General features: G+C 40.2%; 11 protein-coding genes. 10 read left to right on the top strand and 1 reads right to left on the bottom strand.

The window, feature by feature from the left end; genetic code table 11:
- Nucleotides 1-12 precede the first annotated feature (12 nt).
- The gene (locus ACN6MT_RS20410) at nucleotides 13-801 is read left to right on the top strand and encodes an enoyl-CoA hydratase/isomerase family protein (protein WP_419887778.1); all 789 of its coding nucleotides are present in this window, start codon (nucleotides 13-15) and stop codon (nucleotides 799-801) included.
- Between the two features lie 123 nt (nucleotides 802-924).
- On the opposite strand, the gene ACN6MT_RS20405 is transcribed toward ACN6MT_RS20410, so the two are convergent.
- Complete coding sequence (locus tag ACN6MT_RS20405; protein WP_419956496.1) at nucleotides 925-2637, bottom strand: sigma 54-interacting transcriptional regulator; 1713 nt, start codon at nucleotides 2635-2637, stop codon at nucleotides 925-927.
- Nucleotides 2638-2857: 220 nt separating this feature from the next.
- On the opposite strand from ACN6MT_RS20405, the gene ACN6MT_RS20400 reads away from it, so the two are divergent.
- The 9 genes from ACN6MT_RS20400 to ACN6MT_RS20360 all read left to right on the top strand — a co-directional run bounded on the left by ACN6MT_RS20400 (nucleotide 2858) and on the right by ACN6MT_RS20360 (nucleotide 15987).
- Nucleotides 2858-4018, top strand: a complete 1161-nt coding sequence (locus ACN6MT_RS20400) for an acyl-CoA dehydrogenase family protein (RefSeq protein WP_419887777.1) — start codon at nucleotides 2858-2860, stop codon at nucleotides 4016-4018.
- Nucleotides 4019-4035: 17 nt separating this feature from the next.
- On the top strand, nucleotides 4036-5250 hold the full coding sequence (locus ACN6MT_RS20395; protein ID WP_419887776.1) for a CaiB/BaiF CoA transferase family protein: 1215 nt from the start codon (nucleotides 4036-4038) through the stop codon (nucleotides 5248-5250).
- Complete coding sequence (locus ACN6MT_RS20390) at nucleotides 5247-6017, top strand: 3-hydroxyacyl-CoA dehydrogenase (RefSeq protein ID WP_419887775.1); 771 nt, start codon at nucleotides 5247-5249, stop codon at nucleotides 6015-6017. Before ACN6MT_RS20395 ends, ACN6MT_RS20390 begins: the two co-directional genes overlap by 4 nt.
- A 38-nt stretch (nucleotides 6018-6055) precedes the next feature.
- The gene (locus ACN6MT_RS20385) at nucleotides 6056-7234 is read left to right on the top strand and encodes a lipid-transfer protein (protein WP_419887774.1); all 1179 of its coding nucleotides are present in this window, start codon (nucleotides 6056-6058) and stop codon (nucleotides 7232-7234) included.
- 30 nt (nucleotides 7235-7264) lie between these two features.
- Complete coding sequence (locus ACN6MT_RS20380; RefSeq protein ID WP_419887773.1) at nucleotides 7265-8809, top strand: long-chain-fatty-acid--CoA ligase; 1545 nt, start codon at nucleotides 7265-7267, stop codon at nucleotides 8807-8809.
- 19 nt (nucleotides 8810-8828) lie between these two features.
- Complete coding sequence (locus ACN6MT_RS20375) at nucleotides 8829-9608, top strand: enoyl-CoA hydratase/isomerase family protein (protein ID WP_419887772.1); 780 nt, start codon at nucleotides 8829-8831, stop codon at nucleotides 9606-9608.
- 85 nt (nucleotides 9609-9693) lie between these two features.
- Entirely contained in the window at nucleotides 9694-11370 is a 1677-nt protein-coding gene (locus ACN6MT_RS20370; protein ID WP_419887771.1) for a long-chain-fatty-acid--CoA ligase, read from the top strand.
- 23 nt (nucleotides 11371-11393) lie between these two features.
- Nucleotides 11394-12986 (top strand): class I adenylate-forming enzyme family protein, encoded by a 1593-nt coding sequence (locus ACN6MT_RS20365; protein ID WP_419887770.1) that lies wholly within the window; start codon nucleotides 11394-11396, stop codon nucleotides 12984-12986.
- Nucleotides 12987-13233: 247 nt separating this feature from the next.
- Nucleotides 13234-15987 (top strand): response regulator, encoded by a 2754-nt coding sequence (locus ACN6MT_RS20360; protein ID WP_419887769.1) that lies wholly within the window; start codon nucleotides 13234-13236, stop codon nucleotides 15985-15987.
- The last annotated feature ends 74 nt before the right edge of the window (nucleotides 15988-16061 follow it).

Genomic DNA, 16061 nt, shown 5'->3' with positions numbered 1-16061 from the left:
GTGAGGGTAACAGTGGCGTACCAAACAATTATTTATGAAAAAAGAAATCAAACGGCTTGGATTTATTTGAATCGACCAGAAGATATGAATTCTATATCTATCACCTTGTTGAAAGAATTGTCGGCAGTTGTGCAAGAGGTTGAACAAGATGAGTCAGTCCGAGTGCTTGTATTATCAGGCAAAGGCAAAGCCTTTTGTGCTGGAGCGGATTTAAAAGAACTGCTGGCAGATTTAGAAAAAAAGCCGGATGGACAGAAGGGCTTGCTGGATTTAGCAGGAGGAATCTTTGAAGTGTTAAATGATCTATCTAAGCCATTAATCGCTGCTTTAAATGGGATTACGTTGGCCGGTGGATTGGAAATTGCGATGACAGCAGACATTATTATAGCCTCTGAAAAAGCAAAGATTGGAGACGCTCACGCGAATTTTGGTGTTCTGCCTGGCGGTGGAGGTGCTGTTAGGCTGCCACGAAAAATAGGGATGAATCGGGCGAAATATTTATTATTCACCGGTGACTTTATTCCTGCTCAGCAAATGAAGGAATATGGATTGGTAAATGAGGTCGTGCCAGCAGAAGACTTGGAAAGAGTCGTACAGGAAATAGCCGATAAGATTTCTGCAAAGAGTCCGCTAGTTTTAAGAGAAATGAAAAGGCTGGCAAATGATGGGCAAGAGCAACCACTTGACATTGCCTTAAGGCAAGAATTATTGGCGCTAAAGAATCACACACGGTCACATGATTTTCAAGAAGGATTAGCCGCCTTTGCAGAAAAAAGAACACCAAATTTCAAAGGGTTTTAAACTGATTGTTCCCGTAATTAGGGGAGTCTAGTATTATGGGCACTTCCAGCTAAAAGAGTGAGGCTGAGCAAATGAATGCTCAGCCTCACTTTCCATGTTTCAGCCATTTGCTTAGTTTGGTAATCATGTTAAAACGGTTTCGTTCAATTGATATTTTTTCATTTTAGCATAGAGCCAAGGACGGCTGATTCCAAGAATTTCACTTGCTTTTGTTTTATTCCCTTTTGCTTCCTTTAAGGCGGAGATAATCATATCTTTTTCAGTGGTACCCATTCGATCTTTAAAGGTTGAGAGTACTGGTTGAGAAACCAATACTTCCTGAGGGAAAGAGTCGAATGTAGGAATCTCATCTGCATCGATATAGTCTCCCGTTTTTAAATTTGCTGCTCGTTCCAGAACGTTTTGCAGTTCTCTCACGTTACCCGGCCATGAATGCTTCATTAGTTTTGTAACGGCAGAATGGGTAACACCCTTAATGTAAAAGCCGCTTTGGTTCAAACGTCTAATAATCGTATGAATGATATCGGGTAAATCTTCCATTCTTTCTCTTAGAGGCGGTATATTTAAGCGCATGATATTTAAACGATAATATAAGTCTTCTCTAAATTTCCCATCCTTGACTAATTGTTCAATATTCTGATTCGTGGCAGCAATAATTTTCGTATTTAAATGAATCGTTTTTGAACTGCCAATCGGCTGAAATTCTTTTTCTTGTAAAACACGTAGGATCTTAGTCTGAAGAGGGAGCGACATATCTCCGATTTCATCCAAAAAGATCGTCCCATTCTGTGCGAGTTCAAATTTTCCTTTCATCCCGCCTTTTTTGGCACCAGTAAAGGCTCCGTCACCATAACCAAAAAATTCAGATTCAAGGAGTTCTGGTGGTACCGCTGCACAATTGACTTGAACAAAGGATCCGGTTTGTCCAGAAGCAGCATGAATCCCTTGAGCAAATAACTCCTTACCCGTCCCGCTTTCTCCAATAATCAGTACGGTTGACATGCTTTTAGAAGCTAAGTTTGCCTCATGCTTCACTTTCCGTAAAGCACCGGATTCCCCAGCAATATCAAAAAATGTATATTTTGTCCCTTTCATTTCATGTATTTCATGTTGATAGTAAGAAATCTGTTTTTCAAGCTTCTTTACTTTCGTTAAGGCTTCATGTAACTGAGTTAACCCCCTAAAAGTCACTTTACAAATCGCACTAATGATTTCACCGTTTTCTTTGATCGGCAGGATTGAAATAAGCGATTGATAACCTTCGATAAGTTGTGGGGAATTGTGAATGCTAATTCCGCTTCTTATGACACTTTCAATATCCAGTTCAGGGAATAAATCGGTGGTACGTCTATGTAATACATCTTTACTCTTTAAACCGAATAAGTCGGTGAAACCTTTATTAACCATTGTAATCTCAGCTTTTTTATTCACTAGGATAATAGCATCATAGGCGATCTCAAGAACGGATGATAATTGACTGTAAACAATACTATAGGATGACAGCAATTGTTTAGTAGAGACGACACCAACTGGTTCCATATCATTATTTACAACGGGTGCATGTCCAACGTTATGTTTTAAGAGCAGGCGCCTAGTTTCATCCACACTATCATTTGGATGAAGATAGATAGGGTTAGGGGTATAGTATGGATCAATACTTGTATCAAAGGATGAAATGGTGATGAGGAGTTGAAAAATCTTATTCTTCGTAATAATTCCAATCAGTTTATTGGATTCATCTACTACAGGAAGTAAATTGGAGTGTGTTTGGATAAACATGGAGTGTACATCTTTTAATGTCTGATCCTTCGTGCAACATACAAAGTTTGTTGTCATGAGATCGGATATGAACAAATTTATCAGCCCTTTTTTACTCTCATTATAACAAGAGGAATTGAAAATGTTAACAGAAGGTTGTTAATACTTTTACAATTTACAACTTTCTGTTAACTATTCTTTACACATGGACGAAAAAACGGTCGATTTAATAACATTTAATACATGGCATAGAAATTGCATTAAATATTGATAGAAAGCTTGAAAAGGAGGAGAAAGGATGACTCATTCATTAGCAATTGAAGAAGAAATTACGCTATTTAAAAAAACAATTGAAGCCTTTGCGAAAAAGGAAATCGAACCTTATTACAGCCAGTGGGAAGAAGATGGAATCATTCCAAGATCACTATGGAAAAAGCTCGGAGATGCTGGATTCCTTTGTGTGGATATTCCTGAGCAATATGGCGGACTAGGAGCCCCCTTACATTTTGCCATGAGTATAGTCGACGAGTTCAGCCGACTAGGATACAGTTCTGTCTCCGGAAACCTAGCTGTTCATTCTAATATTGTTGCCCATTACATCCTTAATGCGGGTACTGAGGAACAGAAGGCCCGCTATTTACCGAAAATGGTTTCCGGGGATTTTATTGGGGCCATTGCAATGACAGAGCCAGGTGCTGGGAGCGACCTACAAGGGATTAAAACAACGGCAGTTAAAAATACTTCCACGGGTGAATATGTGATCAATGGTTCCAAAACATTTATTTCGAATGGCCAGAATTTTGATTTTGTGATTGTTGTGGCAAAGACGAACCAAGCAGTTCCTGCATCAAAAGGGACAACACTCTTTATCGTTGATGGAGACAGTAAAGGCTTGTCGAAAGGAAAGAAACTAAAGAAAATCGGCCTTCACTCTGCAGATACATCTGAATTATTTTTAGAAGAGGTTAGGGCAGACCACCGTCAAATATTAGGTGAGCTTGACAATGGATTTATTACCTTAATGCGTGAATTACCCCGTGAACGGACGACTCTTGCGGTAGGGGCATGTGGAGCAATGGAGGGTGCCTTAGAAATGACAATTCAATACATACACGAAAGGGAGGCCTTTGGAAAACCACTAAGCCAGCTGCAAGTGATTCGCCATAAAATCGCCGAAATGACAACAGAGGCAAAAGTGAATCGTGCCTATGTGAATCAATGTCTGGCATTGTTAGAGAGAAACCAACTGTCAACGGCGGATGCAAGTATTGCGAAATTATCAACAACAGAAGCTCAAGGCAGGATTGCCGATGGCTGTCTACAATTATTTGGCGGTTACGGCTATATGGAAGAATACCCGATATCAAGAGCCTTTACCGATGCAAGGGTCCAACGAATTTACGGCGGGACATCTGAAATTATGAAGGAAATCATTAGTAAAGATGTATTAGGAAAATAGGAAAAGGGGGAATACATGTGGGAATCCTGAATGGCTTGAAAGTCCTGGATTTCACTACGCTTTTACCAGGTCCGTTTGCGACGATGATGCTGGCCGATATGGGAGCGGACGTGATTAAAGTGGAATCACCTGATCGTGTGGATTTAGCGAAACACCTGCCGCCAATGGATGGAGGGGTGTCGGCATTGTTTGGACAGCTGCAACGCTCCAAGCGGTCACTTGCACTAGACTTAAAGCAAAGTGAAGCAAGAGAAATCATCTATCAATTAATACAGGAATATGACATTGTCGTTGAGCAATTTCGTCCGGGTGTCATGGATAAATTAGGCATTGGCTATGAAAAGCTGAAGGAAGTCAATCCAGGAGTGATTTATTGTTCTATTACGGGATATGGACAAACAGGACCACTGCGCAATCGGGCAGGACATGATAATAACTATTTAGCGATAGCGGGTGCAGCAAGCTACTCCTCTAGGAAAAATGAAGCCCCTGTTCCGGCGGGAATTCAGGTTGCAGATTTAGCAGGAGGCTCACTGCCATCCGTCATTGGGATACTCTCTGCTGTATATCACCGTGAAAAAACAGGTGAAGGGCAGTACATTGATATCAGCATGACGGATGCCGTATTTTCCTTAAATGCCATGTATGGTACAGGATATTTAGCTGGTGGCAGAGATCCTGAACCGGAATCAGAGCTGCTAAATGGCGGGTCTTTTTATGATTACTATGAAACGCTGGATCAACGCTATTTATCCGTTGGCAGTCTGGAACCACAATTTCAAGCAAGATTATGTCAATTAATTGGGGATCCTAATCTAGTAAAACTTAGCAGCAGTCAGAAACTGGCGGAACAACAAGAGTTTAAAAGAATTCTAGCAGAGGCTATTAAACAGAAATCATTTGAGGAATGGCTGACCATACTTGGTGATGATTTTGATGGCTGTGTAGAACCAGTGTTGAAGTTTTCAGAAGCGGTAAATCATCCTCAAATAAAGGAAAGGGACATGGTGGTTCCAGTACCGAAGCTGCAAGGGGGTACCCAAAAGCAGATTGCCTTTCCGATTAAATTTTCAACGCAGCCTCCAGAATATCGATTCACAGGTGTGCAAACAGGAACACATACGGATGAAATTTTAACAGAGATTGGTTTGGATTCGCAGGCCATTGAAGCACTTGCAGATAAAGGAGTATTTGGAAAACAACTAAAAAGTAAAGGAGATTTAAGAGTATGAATTTACAAGGTAAAGTAGCAGTGGTAACAGGTGGAGCGTCAGGTTTGGGGTTAGCGACCGTAACAAGATTAGTAGAGAAGGGTGCTAAGGTTGTCATTTTTGATTTAAACGAAGCGAAAGCAAAGGAAGCAGTCGAACAATTAGGTGAGAATGTGCAGTATGCATTAGTGAATGTGGCCGATGAAGAATCCGTTCAGAAGGGGATCAACCAAACCATTGAAGCGTTTGGAGCCATTCATATCTGTGTAAACTGCGCTGGTGTTGGTACACCAGGGAAAACAATTGGAAAAAAAGGTGTATTACCGCTTGAGGACTTTAATAAAGTCGTAGGGATTAACTTAATCGGTACCTTTAATGTATTAAGATTAGCCGCGAATGAAATGAAAAATAATGAACCACTCACTGAATCTGGTGAAAGAGGCGTTATTATCAATACAGCTTCGGTGGCAGCATTTGATGGTCAAATGGGGCAGGCGGCATACGGCGCAAGTAAAGCAGGCGTGGCTGGGATGACGTTACCTGTTTCGAGGGATTTATCTCAGTTTGGCATTCGTGTCAACACGATTGCACCAGGCTTGTTTATGACACCAATGGCCAATACATTACCTGAAAAAGTGATTGAGAAGTTAGCGAGCAGTGTTGAATTCCCTAAGCGGTTGGGGCATCCATCTGAATATGCAGAGTTAGCGACGTTTATGATGGAACATGAATATTTAAATGGGGAAGTTATTCGTTTAGATGGCGGAATTCGGATGTCCCCTCGTTAAAATCTAGCAAACTAACAACTAAAATAGGAGGTAATGGTGTGACAAGTCAAGCAAATGTGATCGGTGTCTCCATGGTGAAGTTTGAGAAGCCAGGTAAAAATGAGCCATATGAAATCATGGCACAAAAGGCAATCACTGGCGCCTTAAAAGACGCAGGAATTGATTTATCTCAGGTGGATCAGGCTTATGCCAGCTATGTTTATGGCGACAGTACCTGTGGTCAAACGGCCCTTTATCAAGTGGGAATGACAGGTATTCCAATAATAAATGTCAATAATAATTGTTCTTCCGGTTCCACAGCCCTTTATATGGCGCGGCAAGCGGTGGAATCAGGAGCAGCACAATGTGTCTTGGCCTTTGGGTTTGAAGAAATGAAGCCAGGTGCCTTAGGAGAAAATTGGAACGACCGAACCTCGCCCTTCCAATGGATTTATAACCGTTTTGAGGAATTAAATCCTGAACTACCGGATGGTCCTGTTGCCTTAAAAGTTTTTGGGGCAGCAGGATTGGAATACTTGAAAAAATACGGTGCCAATCCAGATATTTTTGGAAAAGTGGCGGTTAAATCGAGAAAACATGCTGTTAATAATCCTTATTCTTTGTTTACAAAAGAGCTCCATTTAGATGATGTCATGAATTCACCGGTTATTTATCCAGGACTGACAAGATATATGGCTTGTCCTCCAACATGTGGGGCAGCAGCAGTGATTGTTTGCAGTGATTCTTTTGCAAAAAAACATTCGATCAATCATGCTGTTAAAATTATTGCTCAATCGATGACCACAGATACACCGGAAACCTATGAAGATAATCTTCGCTTGGTTGGCAGCGGGATGACTGCTCGCGCTGCGAAGCAGGTTTATGAAAAAGCGGGTATCGGTCCAGAAGATGTGGATGTAATAGAGCTTCACGATTGCTTTACCCCAAATGAAGTGATTACTTACGAGGGATTGGGGCTTTGTGGTGAAGGAGAAGCAGAGAAATTTATCAATGACGGGGATAATACGTATGGCGGAAAGTATGTTATCAATCCTTCTGGTGGATTAATGTCAAAAGGACATCCGCTAGGTGCGACAGGTTTGGCACAATGTACAGAGTTGGTATGGCATTTGCGCGGGCAGGCGGGGCAGAGACAAGTGGAGGGAGCACGTACGGCACTTCAACATAATTTAGGACTTGGCGGTGCATGTGTTGTCACTGTATATCAAAAGATCTAATAATTTTTTTATAAGTGGAGGCGTGAAGGGATGAATATTGTAAATACTTTGGTTCAAAACACGTCAAGACACCCAGAGAAAATGGCCATTACTTTTGAAGATCGAACGTATACGTACAGTGAATTTAATAAACTTGTGAACCGATTTGCTAATGGTCTACTAATCCAAGGTGTGAAAAAGGGAGAAAAGATTGCTTTAATGATGAAAAACTCAGATTCCTTTGCCATTTCCTATTATGCATGTGCCAAAATTGGTGCAGTGATTGTACCCATGAACTTTCGTTTAGTTGAACGAGAAGTGAGTTATATTTTGAACCAATCTGAGAGTGTGCTTGTCATTTGTGATCAAGAGTATGAAGCACTTGTTCAGGAAGCCAAAAGTGAAATTTCACATGTTCGGCAAGTGATTACGGTTGAAAAACCTACCATCATAGGAAATCTGTCCATTGAGGCTGTCCTATCTGATAAAGATGATGAGCCGCCGATTGAAATAAGAAACACAGATGATCTTCATATTTTATATACATCGGGAACAACAGGTAATCCAAAGGGTGCAGTTTTTGATCATCAACGAGTTACCAATGTGATTGTGTCCTTGATGGGGACATTAGGGTATCATTCTGAGGAAAAATTTATCCATATAGCACCGCTTTTTCATGCGGCACAATTGGTCATTTGTTTAACAAGCAGTTTATTCATAGGTGCTTCCAACGTGATTCACCGTGAATTTAATCCTGCTGCCATTTTCCGGGATATCGCGAAATATAAAATATCTACTTTTTTTGCTGTGCCGACCATGTATATGTTTTTACTGCAATTCCCTGATAAGGATCAATATGACGTTTCTTCCATTAAACGTTTTCTGTACGGCGCCGCACCTATGTCAGGTGATCAAGTGAAAGCGTGTATGTCATTTTTCAAGTCACAAAATTTTTATAGTTTATGTGGATTAACAGAAGCGGGTCCTTCAGGTATTTATTTATCCCCTGAAGACCATCAAGCAAAAGTCGGTTCAGCCGGCAAAAATGCACTATTTTTAAATGAAGTGAAATTAGTCGCTCCTAATGGGCAGGAAACAAAACCAGGTGAAGTAGGGGAACTCATTTTTAAAGGTCGAACCATTATGAAAGAGTATTATAAAAAAACGAAGGAAACAGCAGAGACGATTCGGGATGGGTGGCTGTATACGGGTGATTTAGGCATCAAAGATGAGGATGGTTATGTTTATATTGTTGATAGAAGTAAGGACATGATTATAACAGGCGGGGAAAACGTTTATTCCGTAGAGGTTGAGAACGTTTTACATTCACATCCACAAATCCAAGATGTTGCGATCATCGGGTCACCGGATCCCAAATGGGGAGAAGTGGTAACGGCTGTGATTGTGCGAAAAACAGGGGAAACGATAGATCAAACAGAGTTAGAAGCGTTTTGCAGAAGACATTTATCTGCTTATAAAATACCGAGAAAAGTAATCTTTAAAGATGAACTGCCTCGAAATGCTTCAGGAAAATTGTTGAAATTCAGGCTTCGGGAAACCATCAACAATGTAAACCCGAATTACGCGGCTAAATAAGGAAGAAGGAGTGGAAAAAGTGCAGGTTATCAACACATTTCTAAATGAAGGTGTTTTTGAAATTGAACTAAATCGACCTAATCAGCTTAATGCATTGAATTTAGAATTAATCACTGCATTAGCAGATGCAGTAAGAGAGGCAAAGCAGAATCCGGCAGTCCGCTCTGTTTTACTTTATGGGAATGGAAGAGGATTTTGTGCTGGCGGCGACCTGAAGGATTTTGGAATCGATCCCTACAATCCTATCGAAGTGAAAGAATTCTTACAAAAAGCTCATGAAGCAATCATTGATCTCTATCATATGGAAAAACCGGTGATTGCAGCCGTACACGGATCAGCTGTTGGAGCAGGATGTAACTTAGCTTTTGCCTGCGATTTAATTGTTGTGGATGAAAGCGCTGTCTTTTCGGAGATATTCGCAAAGGTGGGGGCTATTCCAGATTTGGGAGGGTTGTACTTCCTACCGCAAAAAGTAGGAATGCACCGTGCAGCAGAATTGGTTTTTACTGGGAAAATACTGAATGCCGAAACTGCTTTCCATTACGGGTTAATCAATGAAGTGGTTGCAAATGGGCAAGCGATTGAAAAGGGAAGAGAGCTTGCACAACAATTAGCAAATGGACCAACGAAGGCCTTAGGAATGGCAAAACGAATTATGCATCAAGCCTCTCATGCTACCTTAGAAGAAATCTTAGAATTGGAAGCCTACGGCCAATCTCTCATTTTCCAAACACAAGATTTCTCAGAAGGAAGAAGAGCCTTTGCAGAAAAACGAGAAGCTAGATTTCAAGGTTACTAGTATCGAAAACTAGAGTAAAGAGACGGAATATTCCTGATATATTATATTTTTGGAATATTATATAATAATGAAATGAGGGTTATTAATGGTGAGAATGGTAAAAGGATGCCCATCGACCTCTATGAATGATTATCAATTAAATACAACGACAATGATTCGCCATGCGGTTAGGAATTATCCTGATCGGGAGATCGTCTATCGAAGTAATAATCAAATCCATCGTTATACGTACAAGGAAGCGTTCACCCGTATGGCTAAAATGGCGAATTTCCTAGAAAAACTAGGAGTCACACCAGGTGACAAAATTGGTGTATTAGACTGGAACTCTAAGCGGCATTTTGAATTGTATTTTGCAATTCCGGGTACAGGAGCAACTCTCCTTCAGATGAATTTACGCATTTCAGCAGACGACCTATCTTATGTAACGAATCATAGTGAAGCGAAATATATTTTTGTCGATGAATCTCTTTTGCCAGTAGCTGAAGCCATTGCACCCTATTTAACAACAGTTGAAGGCTTCATTGTAATGAGTGATAAGCCACTAGCGGAAATAAAAACCAGCTTATCGCCTATCTACCACTATGAGGAATGTATTCAGACGGAGAGTGCAGATTATGACTGGCCGATGATTGATGAAACGACAGCATATAGTGCCTGTTATACGTCTGGAACAACTGGCAGACCTAAAGGTGTCTATTATTCGCATCGGAATATCTACTTGCACACAATGGAGGCTGCTGCTCTTATAGGAGCAAACAGTCATGATTGTTTACTTGTCATTGTACCGATGTTTCATGGCCAATCATGGGGGTTCGTTCATGTCGCTGCGATGATGGGAGCCAAAATCGTATTGCCAGGCAGATATGCGGCGGAAGATACTTCTCCTCTAGTAGATCTTATGATAGAGGAAAACGTGACATTTGCTGGGGGATCACCGGCGATTTTCCTGCCAATGCTTCATTATATTCGGACACTTGAGAAAAAGCCTGATTTAAGCAAGGCAAGGTTTTTATCAGGTGCAACGGAACCACCTGTCTCCATGATGAGGGGATTCAAAGAATTAACGGGAGCAGAAATCATTCACGCCTATGGTGCAACAGAAACAACACCATTGGTGGCAATCAATTATCAACTTAATCCGAATTTACTTAATAAAATCACTGAAGATGAAAAATGGGATTTAAGGCGGAAACAAGGTATGCCGGTACCTGGAATCGATATTAAATTATGTGACCCTAATACAGGTGAGGAAGTCCCACGCGATGGTAAGTCAGTTGGTGAGGTTTGCTTAAAAGGTCCATGGATTACGGGTGCTTATCATCATGCACCAGGTACAGAAAGCAATTTCCGTGATGGGTATTGGAGAAGCGGGGATGCCGGTACAATTGATGAAAATGGTTATTTGAAAATTGTTGACCGAATTAAAGATGTTATTAAGAGTGGAGGAGAATGGATATCTTCCATTGATATGGAAAATGCCTTAATGGGACACCCCGACGTTCTTGAGGCAGTAGTGGTGGGCATTCCTCATGAAAAATGGCAGGAACGACCACTTGCTCTGGTTGTCACTAAAAACAATAAAACAGTACCGTTAGAGGAATTTGAAGAGTTATTATATGTCCATTTTGCCAAGTGGCAATTACCAGATCAGATTCTTTATGTTGAGGAAATTCCAAAAACGAGTGTAGGGAAATTTAATAAAAAGGAAATCGTCAAGAAATATGAGCTCTTATATACAGGAAGTGGAAATCAAGTCAGCTAAATTAAGGGAGGACTATGATGGGGATGTTAACCAATTTAAAAACGCGGGCAATCATTGGTGATGGATTGAAAAGGGCAAGTTATCGTTATCCAACAAAACCAGCATTAATTTACTATAATTCTGATGGGGACCAAAGCACTTTCACTTATAACGAATTGAACGAAAAGGTAAACCAGACCGCACATTCGTTAGTACGGATGGGAGTGGAAAAAGGGGACCGAATTGCCGTCATTAGCCGGAATAGTCCAGAAATCGTTATTTTATCGTATGCCCTTTTGAAAATTGGCGCATGGATTACCCCAGTGAATTTTATGTTAAAACCCCAGGAAATAAGTCAATTGATTAATTTTTCGCAGGCTAAAATGTTTTTTGTAGACGGCTTAAATTTGGAAGGAGTTAAATCCGTTGCTAAGGAATTATCCAGCATTCAAAAATTTGCTTGTTTCCGAACAAATGAAATACCAGAAGGCTGGGTCGATTTCAACGAGCTTGTATCAGGTAATACCACTGAAGTGGAAATGGAAATCGATGATGAGGATGTCGCAGGATTATTTTATACAAGCGGAACAGAGTCATTACCAAAAGGTGTAATGGTCACCCATCGGAATTTCTTCTATTCCAATTATGCATACTTGGCAGCGGGAGCTTTTCAACCGGAGGATCGTTTGCTGCTGTCTCTTCCATTAATACATATGGCTGGCTTTACGTTTATGCTGCATAGCCATATGGTGGGGTTAACCATTGTCATGACAGAAATTCCAATTCCTTCACAGATGGCCATGTTAATGGACAAACATAAAATAACATTTACTGCCCTGCCTCCAACATTATATTTGGGCATTCTCAATGTTGCAGGTGATTACGATTTTACTTCTCTCCGAAAACTTATTACTTGGTCTAGTACCATTCCAAAAAGTATGGTCGATGGATGGAATCGGATTGCACCTGAGGCGAAATTTTTTACCATTCAAGGTTCCAGTGAATCCACTGCGTCTCCTTTAACGGGAGGCTGGTTTAAGTCATGGGATGAAGTTCCAAATGGAGACGGAAGGTATGTTGGAAGTGTCACGCATACTGGCAGTGAAATTAAACTTGTTAATGAGTATGGAAACGAAGTTCCTGACGGTGAACCCGGTGAACAAATTGCACGTGGTCCAGTTGTGGTGAAGGGATACTATAATAACGAAGAAGCCAATCGGAAAGCATTTCGAGATGGTTGGTACTATACAGGTGATGTTCTCATCCGAGACAAGGATGGCAACTATTATTTTGCTGACCGTAAAAAAGATATAGTCAAAACGGGCGGCGAGAATGTCTCCAGCCAAGAGATTGAAAATGTCCTCAGCCAGCATACCGAAATTATGCAATGTGCCGTTTTCGGTGTACCTGATCCACGCTGGGGGGAAGCTGTAGCGGCAGCAGTCGTATTAAAAAGTGAATCAACTCTTACAAAAGATGAGATCATTGAATATTGCCGCCATAAATTATCCGGCTACAAAACGCCAAAGTATGTGGTGTTTAGAACCAGCCTGCCGACTACATCAGCTGGAAAATTATTAAAGAGATCGTTGAAAGATGAATACAAAGACTTATCGGAGGAAATGGAAAAAATATAGCAAACATTAGTAAGGAAACCGGCTAAATCATTCTAATAGAAGGTAAAATGCCCACAAATCATTTTTGTGGGTATTTTTTTGTTGGAGCGAATTTTACCAAGTATAACTTTATAACTTAGTAAAATATCATATAGACGATAATAAGGATTATAAAGTATCATTAAAAATAAGAAAATTTTCACTAGTTTATCTATTAAGGAATCTATCAATAAAACCCATTGAATAATAGCGTATAATAGGAGGCATTATGAGATTTCGAACGAAGCTGTATGCGAGCATAGGATCATTACTGTTGTTCATCACGATTATCGTTATGATATTAATGAACATGCTCGAACAATCGACTGTTAAAATGAATGTCGTTATTAGTGATTTAAATGAGAGAATCGAAGTTGCTTCCACGATTAAAGAGGAGGTGTCAGTCACATCAAGTGTTTTAAATACCATGTTGAAGGATCGCGGAGGGAAAATTAATGCAGATCTATTAAATACATGGGAAAGCTCCAATTCAAATTTACAAGTTGCGATTAATTTATTAGAGAAAAAAGATACCCAAGACAAATCTCAGGAACTTATTGGTAAACTTAAAATCTTACAAGATTCTTATCGAAGTATGGGCCAGCAAGCGTTGGTAGAGAGAAGAATGAATCCTAATGCTGAACTTGCTCCTGATTTTTTGGCTGAAATCGAACAATTCAGTCAGCGGATGGTTCAACTGTCAGAATTGCTTCATGGCTTACAAGAACAAGGGATGAAGAATGAACTGTTACGTTCAAAGGATACTTATACGTGGGCAGTTGAAAATATTTATATCTATCTTGTCATCGGTTTGTTGATTGGGATCGGCTTTGCCATCTGGATTATAAAAAGCACCAGCAACAACCTTAACAAGGTAACAGACGTGATGAAACAGGCAACGGCCAGTGATTTTGATACCTTACCACGGATTGAGATTACCTCAAAAGGGGAACTGAGTGAAATCGCTGTCGCTTTTAATAAAATGGCAAAAGCACTTGAGAAACATAGTAAAAACGAGAAACAATTAAAAGAAGAAGCAGAAGAGCTGAGTTGGCTGAATACAAAGATTGCAGAAATTGCTACACTGTACCCGGAAATAGAAAATGTGCAAATGCTAGCCAATATGCTCATCACAAAGCTGGTACCTATGGTGGGAGCGAGCTACGGAGTCTTCTATTTAAAGGAAGTTACAAAAAGTGACCAGTATTTAACAAGGATGTCTTCCTATGCCTCTTTAAGTGGGGAAGAAGACAGAAAGCAATTTCGTCTAGGCGAGGGATTAATTGGGCAATGCGCACTTTTAAAGCGCCCTATCCATCTAAACCATGTTCCCGACGATTATCTAAAGCTCGGTTCAGGTCTGGGAGAGGCTTCTCCTCATTCGATTATGATTTTACCCGTATTATTTGAAGAACAGGTACTAGCGGTAATTGAAATTGCTTCTTTTGAGACGTTAACTCCATTACATATAAAACTGCTAGAAAAAGTAAATAATAATTTAGGTATTAAGATTAATAGTATTATGAACCACATGAAGGTTGAACTATTATTGCAAGAATCACAAGCGCTGACAGAAGAACTTCAAGCCCAATCAGAGGAACTCCAAATGCAGCAAGAGGAGTTAAGGACGACAAATGAAAAACTTGAAGAACAGTATGAAGCGTCTAAACAAAAGAATTTCGAAATACAAGAGGTCAGTGCGGCGCTTGAAGAAAAAGCCCAGCAGCTGGAGATTAGTTCAAAATATAAATCTGAGTTTCTAGCAAATATGTCACATGAACTAAGAACACCTCTAAATAGTTTGCTCATTCTAGCACAAATACTTTCTGAAAACGGAGAAGGGAATCTGACATCTAAACAGCAAGAATACATTAAAACCATTCACTCTTCCGGTAATGATTTATTGAATTTAATCAATGATATTTTGGATTTAGCTAAAGTAGAGTCAGGTAAACTAGATGTGATATCAAAAGAAGTAGAATTGAATCAGTTGAAAGAGTTTATTTATCGTCAATTCTCACCAATCGCAAATAAGAAGAAGGTTCATTTTTCAATCGAATTGGATAATGAATTGCCAATGACGTTCTTTACGGATGAACTACGATTGCAGCAAATCCTGAAAAATCTTCTAGCCAATGCGTTTAAATTTACGGAAAGAGGCAGTGTCTCCTTACAAATCCGGAGTGTAATGAAAAGTATCATTGGTAATGGCGGGGAAGAACAAGGGTTCCAACACATGTTTGCTTTTTCTGTGATCGATACGGGGATTGGAATTGAGAAAGAAAAACAAGAGACCATTTTTGAGGCTTTCAAACAAGCCGATGGGACGACTAGCAGGAAATACGGAGGAACGGGATTAGGTCTATCCATTTGCAGAGAACTTGCTCAGTTATTGGGTGGGTACATTGAAGTTTCAAGTGAAATGATGAATGGAAGCACATTTACGTTATATTTGCCGAACCTTCAAATAAATAACAAACTAGTAAATATCTCGACAGCTCGAATGGAAGCAGCGGTCAGTTTGGAAGCGAATGATTCTGACAACAGTCACGATCAAATTTTAAAGGAAGAGTCGTTCATCAAACACGGGAAATCCATTCTGAGAAACAAGAAAGTTCTTATTGTCGATGATGATATCCGCAATGTATATGCCTTAACCATTGCACTTGAAAATCATGATATGGAAATCTTGGTTGCCGAGAACGGAAGGGAAGCGTTGGATGTTTTACAGGAGCATCCCAATACCGACCTGATTTTAATGGATATTATGATGCCAGAGATGGATGGGTTTGAAGCTATCCAACAGATTCGTAAGATCAGTATATTCGAAACCATCCCGATTATTGCCCTTACAGCAAAGGCGATGAAACACAGCAGAGAAGAATGCCTGGAGGCAGGAGCGACCGATTATATTAGCAAACCGATTAATTTAGAACAGCTGTTCTCGTTAATGCAAGTTTGGCTGTTTACGAAGGAGGGCTAGACCATCGAACAGGTGAATAATCATGAATCTCGTAAACTCGTACAGGCACAAGAAATCGAAAGAATAGAAATCGA

Origin of the sequence: Neobacillus niacini (assembly GCF_048572935.1) — a bacterium.
GTDB classification, from domain to species: Bacteria; Bacillota; Bacilli; order Bacillales; family Cytobacillaceae; genus Neobacillus; species Neobacillus niacini.
The sequence above is the reverse complement of the archived record's forward strand: the minus strand, read 5'-3'. Positions and strand labels throughout refer to the sequence as shown.